This window comes from Lutibacter sp. (assembly GCF_013041805.1).
Taxonomy (GTDB): Bacteria; Bacteroidota; Bacteroidia; order Flavobacteriales; family Flavobacteriaceae; genus Lutibacter.
This window is the reverse complement of the sequence record NZ_JABDRI010000101.1, coordinates 1-15,258: the sequence shown is the minus strand read 5'-3', so window position 1 is coordinate 15,258 and position 15,258 is coordinate 1. Positions and strand designations below refer to the sequence as shown.

The 15,258-nt window shown below is 30.1% G+C and carries 9 protein-coding genes and 2 tRNA genes; 6 read left to right on the top strand and 5 right to left on the bottom strand.

Annotated elements, in window-relative coordinates:
- Window positions 1-9: 9 nt before the first annotated feature.
- Window positions 10-2,745: a 2-oxoglutarate dehydrogenase E1 component gene (locus tag HKP59_RS12010; protein ID WP_291807261.1), complete on the bottom strand. Its 2,736-nt coding sequence runs from the start codon at window positions 2,743-2,745 to the stop codon at window positions 10-12.
- A gap of 301 nt (window positions 2,746-3,046) precedes the next feature.
- Between HKP59_RS12010 and HKP59_RS12005 the strand changes: the two genes are divergently transcribed.
- Window positions 3,047-3,120, top strand: a tRNA-Asn gene (locus HKP59_RS12005).
- Window positions 3,121-3,332: 212 nt separating this feature from the next.
- Here HKP59_RS12005 and HKP59_RS12000 read toward each other — a convergent pair.
- A complete protein-coding gene (locus tag HKP59_RS12000; RefSeq protein ID WP_291807257.1) occupies window positions 3,333-3,659 on the bottom strand; it encodes a hypothetical protein in 327 nt (108 codons plus the stop codon).
- 706 nt (window positions 3,660-4,365) lie between these two features.
- On the opposite strand from HKP59_RS12000, the gene HKP59_RS11995 reads away from it, so the two are divergent.
- From HKP59_RS11995 to HKP59_RS11980, 4 genes are all read left to right on the top strand, one after another.
- Window positions 4,366-7,260, top strand: a complete 2,895-nt coding sequence (locus tag HKP59_RS11995; RefSeq protein WP_291807254.1) for a PAS domain S-box protein — start codon at window positions 4,366-4,368, stop codon at window positions 7,258-7,260.
- Between the two features lie 317 nt (window positions 7,261-7,577).
- A complete protein-coding gene (locus tag HKP59_RS11990; protein WP_291807251.1) occupies window positions 7,578-7,940 on the top strand; it encodes a response regulator in 363 nt (120 codons plus the stop codon).
- Between the two features lie 349 nt (window positions 7,941-8,289).
- The gene (locus HKP59_RS11985; RefSeq protein WP_291807248.1) at window positions 8,290-10,518 is read left to right on the top strand and encodes a TonB-dependent receptor; all 2,229 of its coding nucleotides are present in this window, start codon (window positions 8,290-8,292) and stop codon (window positions 10,516-10,518) included.
- A 179-nt stretch (window positions 10,519-10,697) separates the two neighbouring features.
- Entirely contained in the window at window positions 10,698-11,105 is a 408-nt protein-coding gene (locus HKP59_RS11980; RefSeq protein WP_291807245.1) for a hypothetical protein, read from the top strand.
- Window positions 11,106-11,121: 16 nt separating this feature from the next.
- On the opposite strand, the gene HKP59_RS11975 is transcribed toward HKP59_RS11980, so the two are convergent.
- Entirely contained in the window at window positions 11,122-11,655 is a 534-nt protein-coding gene (locus HKP59_RS11975; protein ID WP_291807242.1) for a DUF4395 domain-containing protein, read from the bottom strand.
- Between the two features lie 208 nt (window positions 11,656-11,863).
- Here HKP59_RS11975 and HKP59_RS11970 point away from each other — a divergent pair.
- A tRNA-Arg gene (locus tag HKP59_RS11970) sits at window positions 11,864-11,935 on the top strand.
- A 339-nt stretch (window positions 11,936-12,274) separates the two neighbouring features.
- On the opposite strand, the gene HKP59_RS11965 is transcribed toward HKP59_RS11970, so the two are convergent.
- Together HKP59_RS11965 and HKP59_RS11960 are read right to left on the bottom strand one after the other, a co-directional pair.
- On the bottom strand, window positions 12,275-14,824 hold the full coding sequence (locus HKP59_RS11965; protein WP_291807239.1) for a TonB-dependent receptor plug domain-containing protein: 2,550 nt from the start codon (window positions 14,822-14,824) through the stop codon (window positions 12,275-12,277).
- A partial coding sequence (locus tag HKP59_RS11960) for a FecR family protein (protein ID WP_291807236.1) occupies window positions 14,821-15,258 on the bottom strand: 438 nt, incomplete at its 5' end. The genes HKP59_RS11960 and HKP59_RS11965, both read right to left, overlap by 4 nt.

Below are 15,258 nucleotides of genomic sequence, written 5' to 3'. Positions count from 1 at the left end.
GAATTTTTATTAGTTAGTTTTAAATATCTTGTCAATTACACGTTGGTGTCTTCTTTTAAATCTCGCCGATGAACCTGCAGCAGGAACAGCATAAAAAGGCTGTGAAGCTACCTCTAGGTTAACCAATCTAAAGCGTTGAAGCATAAAACTCCAAGCTCCCATATTCTCAGGTTCTTCTTGAGCCCAAACATAATTTTTTACATTTGGATAGTTATCAATTACTTGTTGTAATTTTTCTAAATGTAACGGAAATAATTGCTCAATTCTTACCAAAGCAACATCATTTCTTTCTAAAGAAGTTCGTTCTGCTAATAGATCATAATAAAATTTACCTGTGCAAAATACTAATTTAGTTACATGTTTCGTATCTATGGCGTCGTCAATTACTTCTTGAAAACCTCCTTCAGAAAATTCTTCTAAAGTCGAGGTTGCTAAAGGATGGCGTAATAAACTTTTTGGTGTAAATACAATTAATGGTTTTCTAAAATCGCGTTTCATTTGACGACGCAATAGATGATAGAAATTTGCTGGTGTTGTACAATCTGCTACAATCATATTATCAATTGCGCATAATTGTAAAAAGCGCTCCATACGAGCAGATGAGTGCTCAGAGCCTTGGCCTTCATAACCGTGAGGAAGCAGAACAACAATACCATTTTGCAATTTCCACTTATCTTCAGCAGCCGATAAATATTGGTCGAAAATAATTTGTGCGCCATTGCTAAAATCACCAAACTGGGCTTCCCAAATTGTTAAGGTATTTGGATTTGCCATGGCATAACCATAATCAAAACCAAGCACTCCATATTCAGACAATAAGGAATTATAGATATACATTTTCCCTTGGTTATCGTCTAATTTATTTAATAGGTTAATGCGTTCTTCAGAAATTTCATCACGCAATATGGCGTGTCGATGACTAAATGTTCCACGTTCAACATCTTGACCAGAAATACGAACATCAAAACCTTCTTGAAGCAAACTTCCGTAAGCTAAAGTTTCCCCCATTCCCCAATCAATCTTATTTCTTTCAAAAACCATCTTATTTCTATCCAATAAGATTTTTTCAGCTTTCCTTAAAAATTTTAAACCTTCAGGAACTGTTGAAACTACCTTAGCAATATCTTTTAGCTTTGCTGTTGGATAGGTTGTGTTTTCAGAAATGAGCATTGCGTCTAAATCTCTTCGCGTAAAACCTTCCCAAGCGTCTTGCATAAATTCACGTACTTTAGACGTTTCAACTTTTTTAGATTCTAAGTATTCTTGTTCTAAAAGATTTTTGAATTCTGCGATAGAATTAGTTAAATATGCTGTATCAATAGTACCTTCTTCAATTAATTTTTGTGCATAAATATCTCTTGGATTTTTATGTTTTGCAATTGCTTTATACAATTTTGGTTGCGTAAAACGAGGCTCGTCACCTTCATTATGTCCATATTTTCTGTAGCCTAAAAGGTCAATAAATATGTCGCGTTTGAATTTCATTCTAAAATCTAACGCCATTTCCATAGCGTGAACTACCGCCTCAACATCATCTGCGTTTACATGTAAGACTGGCGATAAGGTAACTTTGGCAACATCAGTACAGTAGGTACTCGAACGTGCGTCTAAATAATTAGTGGTAAATCCAATTTGATTATTAATAACAATATGAATAGTTCCTCCTGTTGTATAACCGTTCAATTTACTCATTTGAGTAACTTCATATACCAAACCTTGACCAGCAATTGCCGCATCTCCGTGTACTATAATTGGTAGTAACTTGGAATTATCTCCATTATATTTTTCGTCAATTTTAGCACGTGCAATTCCTTCAACAATTGGTCCAACCGTTTCTAAATGTGAAGGATTAGGAACTAAATTCATTTTTAGTTCTTTATTATTTTTTAGCGTTTTGGTTGTAGTTAATCCTAAATGGTATTTTACATCACCATCAATATCTTCATCTTCAAAATCTTTCCCTTCAAACTCACTAAATACATCGCGTATTGGTTTTCTAAAAATATTAGTTAAGGTATTTAAACGACCTCTATGTGCCATACCTAAAACAAACTCATCAGCGTCATATACTACTGCGGCATTTCTAATTACAGCACTAATTGCAGGGATTAAAGTTTCACCTCCTTCTAACGAAAATCGTTTTTGACCTACATATTTTGTTTGTAAAAAATTTTCAAATGTAACAGCTTGGGTTAATTTTTTTAAGATGTATTTTTTAGTTTCAGATGAATAGTTTGGGTGATTAGAATTTCTGTGTAATTGTTTCTGAATCCATTTAATCTCTTCTGGATTTCGAATGTACATATATTCAACACCAATAGAATCGCAATAAATAGATTCTAAATGCGCTATAATTTTTTGAAGTGTTGCCTTACCAGTTCCTATCATATTACCGGCATCAAATATTGTATTTAAGTCATTGTTGGATAGACCAAAATTTTCTAACGATAGCGTTGGTGTATAAGTTCTTCGAGCTCTAACAGGATTTGTTTTTGTAAATAAATGGCCTCTAGTTCTATACCCATTTATAAGGTCTATTACTCTGAATTCTTTCAGGACATTTTCAGGAATTGCAGTTTCAGATTCAACCTCTTCTGTTAACGAAAAATTTTCATTCGCAAAATTGTAACCTTGAAAGAAACTTCTCCAACTAGGCTCTACACTGTCAGGATTAATTAAATACTGATCGTACAAATCTGAGATGAAACCTGTATGAGCTGCATTTAAAAATGAATATTTATCCATATTGATATTTAGTAGTCAATGATTTATTTAGTTCTTGCAAAAATACAATTTTTACAATAACAAACATTTCAATTTATTATTTTTTAAGATTATTGTAGAATTATAAAAATTTGTACTGTTTTTATGTGTTTTACTATTTAAAATAGTTGCTTTATCTCATTTTTATAAATTTTTGAAGCATTAATTATCAGGATGTTAGTTTTAAAAGTAGAAAAAAAAGATAAAAGAATGATTTTTTTTAAAAAAAATATTGCAAAAAGTAGAAATCCTTGTATATTTGCACTCGCAAAAGAGAATAAATTCCTCCTTAGCTCAGTTGGTTAGAGCATCTGACTGTTAATAAGAGGGTCCTTGGTTCGAGTCCAAGAGGGGGAGCAACTTTTGTTAAAGCCTTTACAGCAATGTAAAGGCTTTTTACTTTTGCATTCTATGCAATCCTATTTAATGGCTGTCTAATTAAATTCAAAATAGATTGAGTCTGAGAAAAATTGAACTTTAAAAAGATTAAACCCAATAACTAAATTTTAGATTTATTAAAAAAAACTCGGACTATCTAGTCCGAGTTTAAAATTTTATATAGAGTGTAATTAGATTGCCTTTAAATAAATTGGCATCGTATACGTCTCATTCATAATTCCTGGATTTTCAAGTTTTTTGTAATTGATGTTCTTTCTAATAAAATCTTTTATTTCCTTGTTACTTGAGGTAATATTTAGAACTACTATTTCTCCATTTGAATTAAAGGTAAAAGTTAAATACATTTTGTAATCGTCTATTAATTCAAATTTTGCATCGTCTAGCAGTTGAACAATTTGCTCTCTAATGTCAGTATTTGCTTTATTTATTTTTTCTGAAGCAAATAAACTTGTGATACTAAAAAAAAGTACAAATGTTAAAAATTTTAATTTTCTCATGATTTTTGATTTATTATTAATTAATTTCTTGTTAAATAATTTAATTGAATCTGTTACCGAATCTTCTATAATTATTCCATTGTGTTCTTCTAGTCACAGCAGTAGCAATTGGAAGTAATTTCTTATCCGCTGTCATGTTTGTAATATTAGTTGTTTTCATAATTTAAATTTTAATGTCTAATGAATATATAATTAAACTTAGACAAAAGTATACCTTTTTATAAAGCGAAAAGGCTTTTAAATAGCATTTAACCTTTTTTTAACACATCTTCAAAAATTTAACATAAAAAGACTTTATTTTAAACAAAATACACCCTAAGTCATTATTAAATAAATATAATTTAAATTTATAAGCCATAAACAATACTTATGATAATTTGATTCTGTAGTAAAGATGTTAATAGAACATTTGTGTAGTTTAATATAAGTGATATGTTAACTTTATCAATTCTTAATTAGAATAATTCGACAAAACAATAGTAGGGGGCGCAAATTTTGTTAAAGCCTTTATAGCATTGTAAAGGCTTTTTTTATGGGTAACGTTTCAACACATTTTTTGTATATAAGTGTCTATTTACTTCCCTTAATTTACTTCCTAACATACAAAAACTACTTAGAATGGTTTTAAACTAATCCATTTTTAAATAAACGAATTTATTTAGCTTAAATTTATAGCTATGTAATATTTGAAGTAATATATTTAGATATGGATAATAAAGCTAAAAGTAAATCAAAACTTAACTTTGAATTACAAGAACTACAGCAAAAATACGACTCCTTATTACTTTCAGTTGAAACAGGTTTTGAGCAAAGCAAACTTCCAAAAGATGTCCTAAAAGATGTAGCTGAAAAAAAAATAGTTTGTAATGCATATCGTAAAAGCGAGGCGAGGTATTTAGGTTTGTTACAAAATCTTGAGGCTGGAGTGGTGGTTCACGCACCAGATACTTCAGTTTTAATGACCAATTCATTGGCTGAAAAAATCTTAGGATTAACAAGCGATCAAATGAAGGGTAAAGTAGCCATTGATCCATTGTGGAAATTATTGAAAGAAGATACTACTATTTTGCCGTTTGAGGAATATCCTGTTAATCGGATTGCAAAAACTAAAAAATCAATAAAAAATCAAATACTAGGAATTCACCATCCCATTAAAAATTCCATGGTTTGGGCAACTATCAATGGTTTTCCTGTGCTGGATACTAAGGGTGAAATAATAGAAATAGTTATTAGTTTTATTGATATTACCGAACGAAAGTTAGCGGAAAAATCTCTTGCCAAGAGCGAGGAAAACTTAAGGATTACGCTTCATTCTATTGGTGATGGTGTAATTTCTACAGATATAGCGGGTAGGGTTACACACATGAATCCAATTGCAGAAAAGCTTATTGGTTGGAGTTTTGATGACGCTAAGGGAAAGCCCTTAACAAAGATTTTTAACATTATCAATGCCGAAAGTCGTAAAAGAGTTGAAAATCCTGTTGAAAAGGTAATGGAAAATGGTGAAATTGTGGGGCTTGCAAACCATACAGTTTTAGTTTCAAAAAACGGAAGTGAATACCAAATTGCAGACAGCGCTGCTCCTATTAAAAATAAAAATGGTTTGATTAGTGGTGTGGTGTTGGTTTTTTCAGATATTACTGAAAAGTATGCTACAGAAAAACAACTAAAAGAAAGTGAAGAACGATTTAATCTTGCAATGAATGCTTCGAATGATGGTTTATTTGATTGGAATTTAATTACCAACGAAATATACTATTCCCCAGGATGGAAAAAAATGCTAGGATATGAAGATCACGAAATTCCGAATGATTTCTCCATCTGGGAAAAAATAACTGATCCTGAAGGTGTTAAAAAATCATGGGACATGCAGCAACAACTTATTTCAAAACAATTAGACCGTTTTGTAATGGAGTTTAAAATGAAACACAAAAATGGTCATTGGGTTGATATTCTATCACGCGGAGAAGCAATTTTTAATGAATCTGGAGATGCAATAAGAATGGTGGGAACTCATGTTGATATCACCAAACAAAGAAAAGTTGAAAAAGAATTAAAAAAAGCCAAAGAAAAAGCCGAAGAAAGTAAGGAATATCTCGATAATATAATTAACAAAGTTGGCGACCCTTTGTTTGTAAAAGATGAAGAAAGTAGGCTACTTCTTGTAAATGAAGCTTTTTGTAAACTATTTGGTTTAGCTAAAAGTAAAATTATAGGAAAAACACTTGCTGAAGATGTATCACCCGAGGAAAGAGAAAGTTTTTTTAAAATTGACAAACAAGTACTTACCGATGGAATTGAAAATATAAATGAAGAATCTCTTACGGTAAGAGGTGGTGAAACTAGAACAATTTCAACACGTAAAACTCGATTTTCAGATATTAATGGAAAAAAATATTTGGTAGGTGTAATTCGAGATATCACAAGCATAAAGAAAGCTCAATTAGAATTAATCTTGGCAAAACAAAAAGCTGAAGAAAGTGATCGATTAAAATCCTCATTCCTTGCAAATATGAGTCATGAAATTCGTACTCCAATGAACGGTATTTTAGGGTTTTCAGAACTCTTAAAAATACCGAATCTTTCTGGTGAACAGCAACAGAAGTATATAGAGGTTATTGAAAAAAGTGGGAATAGAATGTTAAATATTATCAATGATATTGTTGATATTTCGAAGATAGAAGCTGGTTTGATGAAAATGGACATGAAGGAATCCGATATCAACAGGCAAATAGAATACCTATATACTTTTTTTAAACCAGAAGTTGAAACCAAAGGCATGCAACTTTTCATGAATAACACATTGCCAAAAAATGAAGCTATTGTTGAAACAGACCGTGAAAAATTATTTGCTATTTTAACGAACTTGGTTAAAAATGCTATTAAGTACTCTAACAAAGGTTCTATTGAATTTGGCTATGAAAAAAAAGGAGACTACTTAGAGTTTTATGTGAAAGATACCGGTATTGGGATTCCAATAGACCGACAAGAAGCTATTTTTGAACGGTTTATTCAAGCTGATATAGGAGATAAAATGGCTAGACAAGGAGCTGGGCTTGGTTTGTCTATTACAAAAGCCTATGTAGAAATGCTAGGCGGTAACATATGGTTAGAAAGTGAAGAAGGTGTTGGCTCTACATTTTATTTTACATTACCTTATAACAGGAAAGCAAAAGAAAAGAATATTCCAAAACCTAATGAGATAAATCACAACACTAAAAATGATTTTAAAAATTTAAAAATACTCATTGTTGAGGATGATGAAGCATCAGAAATATTGCTGTCTATATATATTCGTGAGTTTAGCAATGAGATTATCAATGCTAGAACAGGTGTAGAGGCTATTGAAATGTGCAAAAAAAATCCTGATGTTGATTTGGTTTTAATGGATATTCAACTACCTGAAATGAACGGATACGAAACGACACGTAAAATTAGGGAGTTTAACAAAAATGTAATTATAATTGCTCAAACTGCGTATGGATTATCAGGAGATAGAGAAAAATCAATTTCAGCAGGCTGCAATGATTATATGACCAAACCTATTAAAAAAGATAAATTAGAGTCATTCATAGAAAAGTATTTTACGCAAAATTTATAAAGTTTTTAACGCCTATCAATAATTAGATAGGTCAATTATTTATCTGTAGAGATGTTCTAATTCAAATAAGTAATACGTTTTACATTAAAATAAAATTTATAACCTAACTTTAAAAGTAATTTCTAAAGCGTATCAGTAACTTGGAAAGCAAGAAAAAAATATCGGCTCAAATCAGAAACACAACTACTAAAGCTATAAAAAAGCATATAACTTCAAAAAGTAAATGTGGGTTCTACATTCTAATTTACGCTGCCTTATAAATAGCACATTATTTTAGAGGCGATTCATTATAAATCTAATACTATTAACAAAATACAATGGGAAATCTTAAGATATTAATTGTAGAAGACGATGAAGGTTCAAGCCAATTGCTTTCATATATGTTAAATAGTATGTCTAAGGAAATTATAAGCGTTACCAACGGATTTGAAGCCGTTAAAGCATGTAAAAATAATACCGATATCGATTTAATTTTAATGGATATTCAAATGGAAACGTTGAATGGTTATAAAGCAACCGAGCAAATACGAAAATTTAATAAAAACGTAATTATTATTGCTCAAACTGCTTTGGCATTGCCTGGCGACAGGGAAAAGTCAATTTTAGCTGGTTGTGATGATTATATTACAAAGCCCATTCATAAAAACGACTTGGTAAAGTTAATTCGTGAGTATTTATAAACTGTTGCCTTCAAACAAGTAATCACAATGTGTTTACATAGTGATTGAGATTCAATTCTTGCGATTTATAGAGCAAATATTACAATCATTTTTTGCTAAAGCCCTACTATAAAGTTCATTTTAGGGCAACTTCATTTTTTTAAGGATTATTACATATTATAATTTAAGATATTATAAAACAAGTAGTTAGGTAATAATTTTTGCACTTTTTTAAATTTCTTCAGTGATTAATTATGTAACAAATATGACAAATGTCATCCTTATTTAAAATAATTCTAAATAAGCTTGTTTAGAATTATTCTTGATAGTACTTTTGTTCTTATTTAAAATGAATCTAAATAACAGAACAATGAAATATATTTATCTATTCACTTTTATGTGTATTACAACAGTAACTTTTGCTCAATCTAGTGCGAATAATCAATCGATAGATTCGCTTCAAAAATTAGATGAGGTTTTTATCAAAGCCAATAGAATTTTCGGGAATAAATTTGTGGCAAGTCACAGAACCGGATCAGCTTATTATATTTCAAAAGCTGAACTTGGAAAGTTTTCTAATATGGATATCAACCGAGTATTAAGTCAGGTTCCCGGTGTAAATTACTATGAAGAAGATGGTTTTGGGTTACGACCAAATATAAGTTTACGTGGTACCTCACCACAGCGAAGTGCAAAAATTACCTTAATGGAAGATGGTGTTCTTATTGCACCGGCACCTTATAGTGCGCCAGCAGCTTACTATTTTCCTTCCGTAGCTAGAATGCAAGCAGTAGAAATATTGAAAGGAAGTAGTCAAGTGCAATACGGACCTTTTACCACCGGTGGCGCTATTAATTTTGTTTCTTCTGAAATTCCATCATCTTTAAGTGGTGTATTTAATTCTTCGTATGGAACCTATCAATCAGGAAAAGTATATACTAAAGTAGGAAATCAGCACCAGCGTTTGGGCTATGTGGTAGAGTACTTAAATATGAATTCAGATGGATTTAAAGAATTAGGAAACAATGAAAATACCGGATTCGATATTAATGAAGTGGTAACCAAATTAAGTTATCGTTCAAAAGCAGCAGCCAAATTACCGCAATCAATTGAATTTAAATTTCAATATTACGATGAAGCTTCAAATGAAACGTATGTTGGGTTAACAAAAAACGATTTTGATACGACACCATTTATGCGTTATGAGGGTTCACAAATTGATAATATGCAAGCAGAGCACTTTCAATACATGGCGACACATATTCTAGGATTGTCTGACCGCATAAAACTTGTTACGAATGCCTATTTTAACGAATTTCAACGCAATTGGTATAAGTTAGATGATGTAATACAAAATGGCGAGAAAGTTGGTATTGCCTCCGTAATTAACAACTATCCAATGTATCCAGAACATTATGATATTGTAGCTGGAAATTTAAATTCAGGGAATGATGCCCTACTAGTAAAAGCAAATAACCGAGTGTATACCTCTATAGGAATCCAAACAAAGTTTGATATGCATTGGTTTGGTAAGCAAAATACGTTTCATGACTTAGAAATTGGGGTACGTTTTCATTATGATGAAGAGGATCGTTTTCAGTGGGAAGATGGTTATTCCATAACTAATGGCGGCATGGTACAAACATCAAATGGTATAAAAGGTGACCAAGGAAATAGAATTACCAGTGCCAACGCTTTTGCATCTTATATAACCTATAAGTTTAAAAAAGATAATATAACCATTACTCCAGGTGCTCGTTATGAAAACATACGTTTACAGTCAAGAGATTTTGGTTCTGGCAATGCTACTAGAGATAACAGCGGACTTTCTATGGTAGAAAACAATGTAAATGTGTTTATCCCTGGTATTGGGTTTAACATTGAATTTAGCAAGCAGCTATCACTATTTGGAGGTGTACATAAAGGGTTTTCACCTCCTGGAACTTCAGAAGGGGAAAAACCAGAATTAAGTGTGAACTATGAGCTAGGTAGCCGTTTTAATTATCAAGGTATTCGAGGAGAGTTTACGGGGTTTATGAACGATTATAGCAATTTATTGGGGAACGACTTAGCAGCTACAGGAGGTACAGGAACACTCGACCAATTTAATGCAGGTGAAGTATTGGTGAGCGGTTTTGAATTGTTACTAAATGTTGATGCATTACCTAAGACTAGTAAAGTAAAACTTCCTTTAACATTTACTTATACCTATACCAATGCAGTATTTTCAAATAATTTTGAGAGTAATGAAAGTATTTGGGGAGAAATACAAGAGGGAGATGCAGTGCCATATATTGCGCCACACCAGTTTAACATTACCTCGAGTTTACAATTTGAGCATGTTGAATTAAATACGAATGTAAGATACAATGGCGCCTTTAATACCCAAACGAGTGCTGGTGGGAATGCTAATGTTAATGAATTACCTTCAAATGTGATTGTTGATGTAACCGGAAAATATAGGTTGAGTAATTCTCTTAAGCTCACAACTCAAATTATCAATCTTTTTGATAGAGTTTATGCTGTATCAAGAGTTCCAGCTGGCTGGAGACCAGGTCATCCTTTTGGTATTTTTGGAGGCTTTGAAGTCGTATTTTAGTGCTATCAGTAGAATAAGTTATTTGATTGTAAAAATAGTACGTATTTGTAAAAAATAATCTACGATAATGCCTTAGGTATTTATTGTTTTAGTACATTTGCTTCCCCTATATTTTAAACCCACGAAGTAATAAACAAATTTAAGATTGATTTTAACAACATCATTTATAGTATAGTTATATGAGAATTAACGTATTTTTATGTCTTTTTTTAATTTCATCAACCTTGTTTGGTCAAGAAATTGGGAGTGCTAAAAATGGAAGTCATTCTATAAAACTTTTGAAGTCAGATAACTTATTTTCTTTTGTATATTCAGATATTAATTGTGAAACTCAAACAACACAAAATTCATTTTATTTTAAAAATAAGGAGACTGTTTATGCTCTTATAATGGATGGTTTTAAGAATGTAAATAATCATCAAATGATTATTCAAGCCAATAATGATACGATTGTAAAGTTTGAATTTTCAAATATTAAGGGTCAAAAAATGGTAAAAATTAGGCAAAATAATTTGCCTAGTAATACATTTGGGTCTAGTACTTTTTTTTCCAAAGAAGAAATACACCAACTTTTTGGGAATCCTTAAAATTTAGTTCTTTTTTCTAAACCTCACATGAATTACCCATACAATTTGGTTTTTCTGAAGGTTTCTTTAGTAGTTTTAATAGAATAGCTACATCGTATAATTTACAACCAACACAAATGCCAAAAGCCGTTTCTACATAAAGTAGTATAATACAAATAACACATAATAAGCATACAGGATCAAAATAAGTTGGGTCGTTAATTAGAAAAAGAGAAAGGGTCCAAATAATTGCTGATAAAACAAGTCCTAAGCTCCAAGCAAATTTCTTTTGAATAGCTCCAATTGGCAATGGTGATTGTTTATAGATAATGACTTTCGCAAGGAGCATTGTTGGTGCATATGTTGGGTTTATAAAAATTCCAATCACAAAATTTAAAAATAGAAACCCTGAAATAAAAGGAATGATTGTGTATTTATTTAAAATGAAACCATTTATAGCTGCTATAACACCTAATAAAAGCATAATTCCTGCACTTGCCCTCAACTGTCTTTCATCTAAAACTTTGTAATTGTGGTATTTAGTATATTCTCCAAAACTAATTATTCCCATTGATTTTTGTTTTATTTTGTTCTGTTTGCGAAGATAGTTCTTTCATAGAAATAAATTTTTTAGTTTAATGACATTTATCATTATTTATAAGGGAAATACGTATTACTTTTACCAAACTTATTCATTGCTTTTCTATAAGTAATGAGTTTTTGATTTTTTTAGTTAGTAGTAAAAAAGGGAGCCTTAACAGCTCCCTTTTTTAATAAAAGGCTTCATAGTTCAAGGGATAGAACAAAAGTTTCCTAAACTTTAGATCCAGGTTCGAATCCTGGTGAAGTCACAACAATTATCTCTTTAATTTTTCGTTAATTTATTGAGTGTAATAACTTATATTTGAAATGGTTAAGATTGTTTCTTTACAAAAATTTAATTTTAATAATGAAAATTGAAAAAGAAATATTAGAACAAACCACTAAGTGTAAAAAAGAATTTAGTTGTTTAAAAAATCTTAGCAGTTGTTGTAATGTTACAAATTGAGTAAATAATAAAGTTCACATTGTAAATTATACTTCAAAAATTTATTGTGGTTATAAAATGGCTTTTGGTTATTCTGATATATGCACTTGCCCTTTGAGAAAAGTAATATTTAATAAGTACGCCATATAGTACTTTTAATAAATTAAAAATAAACTCTAAAAGTAAGGTTAGGAGTTATTCCAATTGAAGTATTATTGGTAACATCTATCGAGTTCTCTGTGTTTACTTCATAATACGTATTTAATGTATTTTTAGTATCTAAAAAGTTTAATATTGAAATTCCAGCCATTCCATTCACTTTTTTACTTAATTTAAAATTATAAGTTGATGAAATATCGGCTCTAAAATAATTGGGTAAACGTTCACTATTAGGTTGGTTATAACTTATAGAGCTACTAATTCCATTGTTAGTAACAGCATTATTGCTAGTTGGTGTAGTGTGTGGTTTTCCTGTTCGCCAATTTAAACCTAAAGCAACATCAATATTATTTAATGTAAGGGTGTTTCCAAAAGAAATGCTATGCGTAATATCTAAATTATTAGGAAAAACTGCAGGTGTAAGCTCTTTAAACTCATAGTCGTTTATATTATAAGTGTAGCCAACCCAAATACTAAAATTTTCAGTTTTTTTATTTGCTAAAAACTCAATTCCTTTTGAAATATAACTTCCTGAAGTTTTAATATGTTGATTTTGATTTTGAAACCCTTGATTTGCTGTAGTAATTCCATCAACAAATTTGTAAAACCCTTCAACATCAACAAAAAAGTTGTTCTTCTTGTAATTGATACCTGCAGATGCCTGTTTGCTTTTTATAATTGGAATTTCATTATTGTCAGCTAAAGTCCATCTATTGTTTTCAACACCTAAAAAATCTTCTTGTAAATCTATAATCTGTGTGGCATTTTGACTTTTAAATTCTCCAGCAATTTTAAATGAAATGTTAGAACTAATTTTATGTAATGCTTGTACTCTTGGTTCAATTATAAAGTTGTTAAATTTTTCAAGGTAATTTACCCTAAAGCCAGCATTGATAAATGTTTTATTATTGTTAGAGAAGGCATTTATTTCGCTATAAACAGCATGATTTCTAATAACATTTTTTATGGTTCTAATAAATAATGGAAGATTTACATCTTCAGAGTTTGTAATTCCTAATTCATAATAATGATAACCGTTTAATAGTTGAATATTCTTATTAAATTTATAATAAGTATTCAATTTTATACCTGTTTCTAAAACTTCATTTATCTGTATTAATCGTTGGTCATTTAATAATGTAAAATTTTCTGCATGAACATTATATTTGGTATAATAGGTATGAAATAAGGTTCTAAAATTGGAACTCCATTGATTTGTACTATGTAAACCAACAGCTACATTACTTTGTTCTAACTCACTAGTTTTAGAATCTGAAATAGTTTCAGATTGTAAAAATTCATCAAAATGAAGCTGATTATCTACTTTTAAATAACTAAGCCTTAATTTATGATTTTTATTAAAGTTATATAAAATCTTAAAACTATAATCGAAAAAATTAAAGGTAGAGTTATTACTGATGTTATTTTCATCAAGCCCAGCATTTGAAGCTGTAATTTTAGAATCTTGAAATGTTTTTTTATAATATTGTTCAAAAGTAGGCGTATTTATTATGTCAGTAATTGCTCTTCTTCCTGTAAATTGAAATCCAATATTGTTTGAAATTGAGATATGCGCAAAAGCATCTGCACTTAATAAATTAAACCCACCGCCACCAAAAGGTTTTTTGCTAATTTCATTAATAGATTCAATATTTATAGTACCAGAAACTCCGTCATTATATTGAGCGCTTGTACCGTTTTTAGTAAGCGTTACTTTATCTGTTAAATAAGGGTTAAATGCAGAGATTAATCCAAAAAAATGTCCAGAATGATACATTCTAATATCATCCCAAAGCAATAAGTTCTGGTCGTTTGAACCTCCTCTAATATTAATATTTGAAATGGTTTCATTAATACTGCTTATGCCAGGAATTGCTTGTATTTTTTGTAAAATATCAGGCTCAATTAAACCAGGTAAAATCCCCGAATTTAAAACATCAATTGTTATAGTGTTATTAGTGGTTATTGTAATTCCAGATGTTAAGTAATTATTTAAAATTACTTCATTTAGCATTTCAACTTTTTGAGTATTATTAATTGTTAAACAGTTGCTTTTTGAAAGAAAATCGTTAGAATTTAAGTAGATAGTTGGGTAGGACAAATGACTTATAGTAATAATTTGATTTGCTGTAACGTTGTCTAGTTCAAAATAGCCATCAATTGCTGAAATGGAATTTCGGTTTAATACAGCTACTGAAACTCCTTCAATAGGTATTTTTAAGTTAATATCAACTAAATAACCACAAATTAAATTTTTCTTAATTGGTTTATTAATTAATATGTTGGTTGGTGTCAAATAGATGAAAGATAGCTGTGTTTTGGATTTTAAATAGTTTATGGTTTCTTTTAAAGACAAGCCTTTAATGTTTGGAACTATTTTTATTTCTTCAATTATTTTATTTGCATAAGTGAACGAAACTGAATATTGTTTTTCAACACTTGTAAGCACCTCAAAAAGAGTTATTTTTTTTGTTTCTAAATCTTGAGAATTAGCATGAAAGGAAAAAAAATAACAACTTAAAACTAAAAAATATGTACTTACTTTAAATTTCATTGCATAGTAATACTCACTTTGTTTTTAGTTAAGATGGTGTAATTTAAATTCAGCGGTATGCAAATGGCTTTTAAAGCTGTTTCTAAATTAGAATGTGTAAAAGTTCCTGTGAAAAGTGTATTTTTTAAGGCTTTATCATAAGTAACTTCTATATTGTATTGTCTTTCAAGTTCTTTAATAATGTAGCTATAAGGCACACTTGCAAATGAGCTGTTATTTTTTAACCAAGAAGGATTTGTTCCTGTTATAGAATTAGAAAATTCAGTGTTTGAGTTTAATACTTTAAAAGAAGTGCCAGCAGGTAATTTTATGGTTTCGTTATTGTAATTTACACTTACCAAACCCTCATAACAAAAAACTTCAAAATAAGCATCTCTTACTTGAACATTAAATTGTGTTCCCAATACACTAACTGAACCTAAATTGGTATTTAC

Coding starts and splice junctions, on each gene's coding strand:
- HKP59_RS12010 (WP_291807261.1), bottom strand. CDS start 2,745: ATGGATAAATATTCATTTTTAAATGCAGCTCATACAGGTTTCATCTCA.
- HKP59_RS12000 (WP_291807257.1), bottom strand. CDS start 3,659: ATGAGAAAATTAAAATTTTTAACATTTGTACTTTTTTTTAGTATCACA.
- HKP59_RS11995 (WP_291807254.1), top strand. CDS start 4,366: ATGGATAATAAAGCTAAAAGTAAATCAAAACTTAACTTTGAATTACAA.
- HKP59_RS11990 (WP_291807251.1), top strand. CDS start 7,578: ATGGGAAATCTTAAGATATTAATTGTAGAAGACGATGAAGGTTCAAGC.
- HKP59_RS11985 (WP_291807248.1), top strand. CDS start 8,290: ATGAAATATATTTATCTATTCACTTTTATGTGTATTACAACAGTAACT.
- HKP59_RS11980 (WP_291807245.1), top strand. CDS start 10,698: ATGAGAATTAACGTATTTTTATGTCTTTTTTTAATTTCATCAACCTTG.
- HKP59_RS11975 (WP_291807242.1), bottom strand. CDS start 11,655: ATGGGAATAATTAGTTTTGGAGAATATACTAAATACCACAATTACAAA.
- HKP59_RS11965 (WP_291807239.1), bottom strand. CDS start 14,824: ATGAAATTTAAAGTAAGTACATATTTTTTAGTTTTAAGTTGTTATTTT.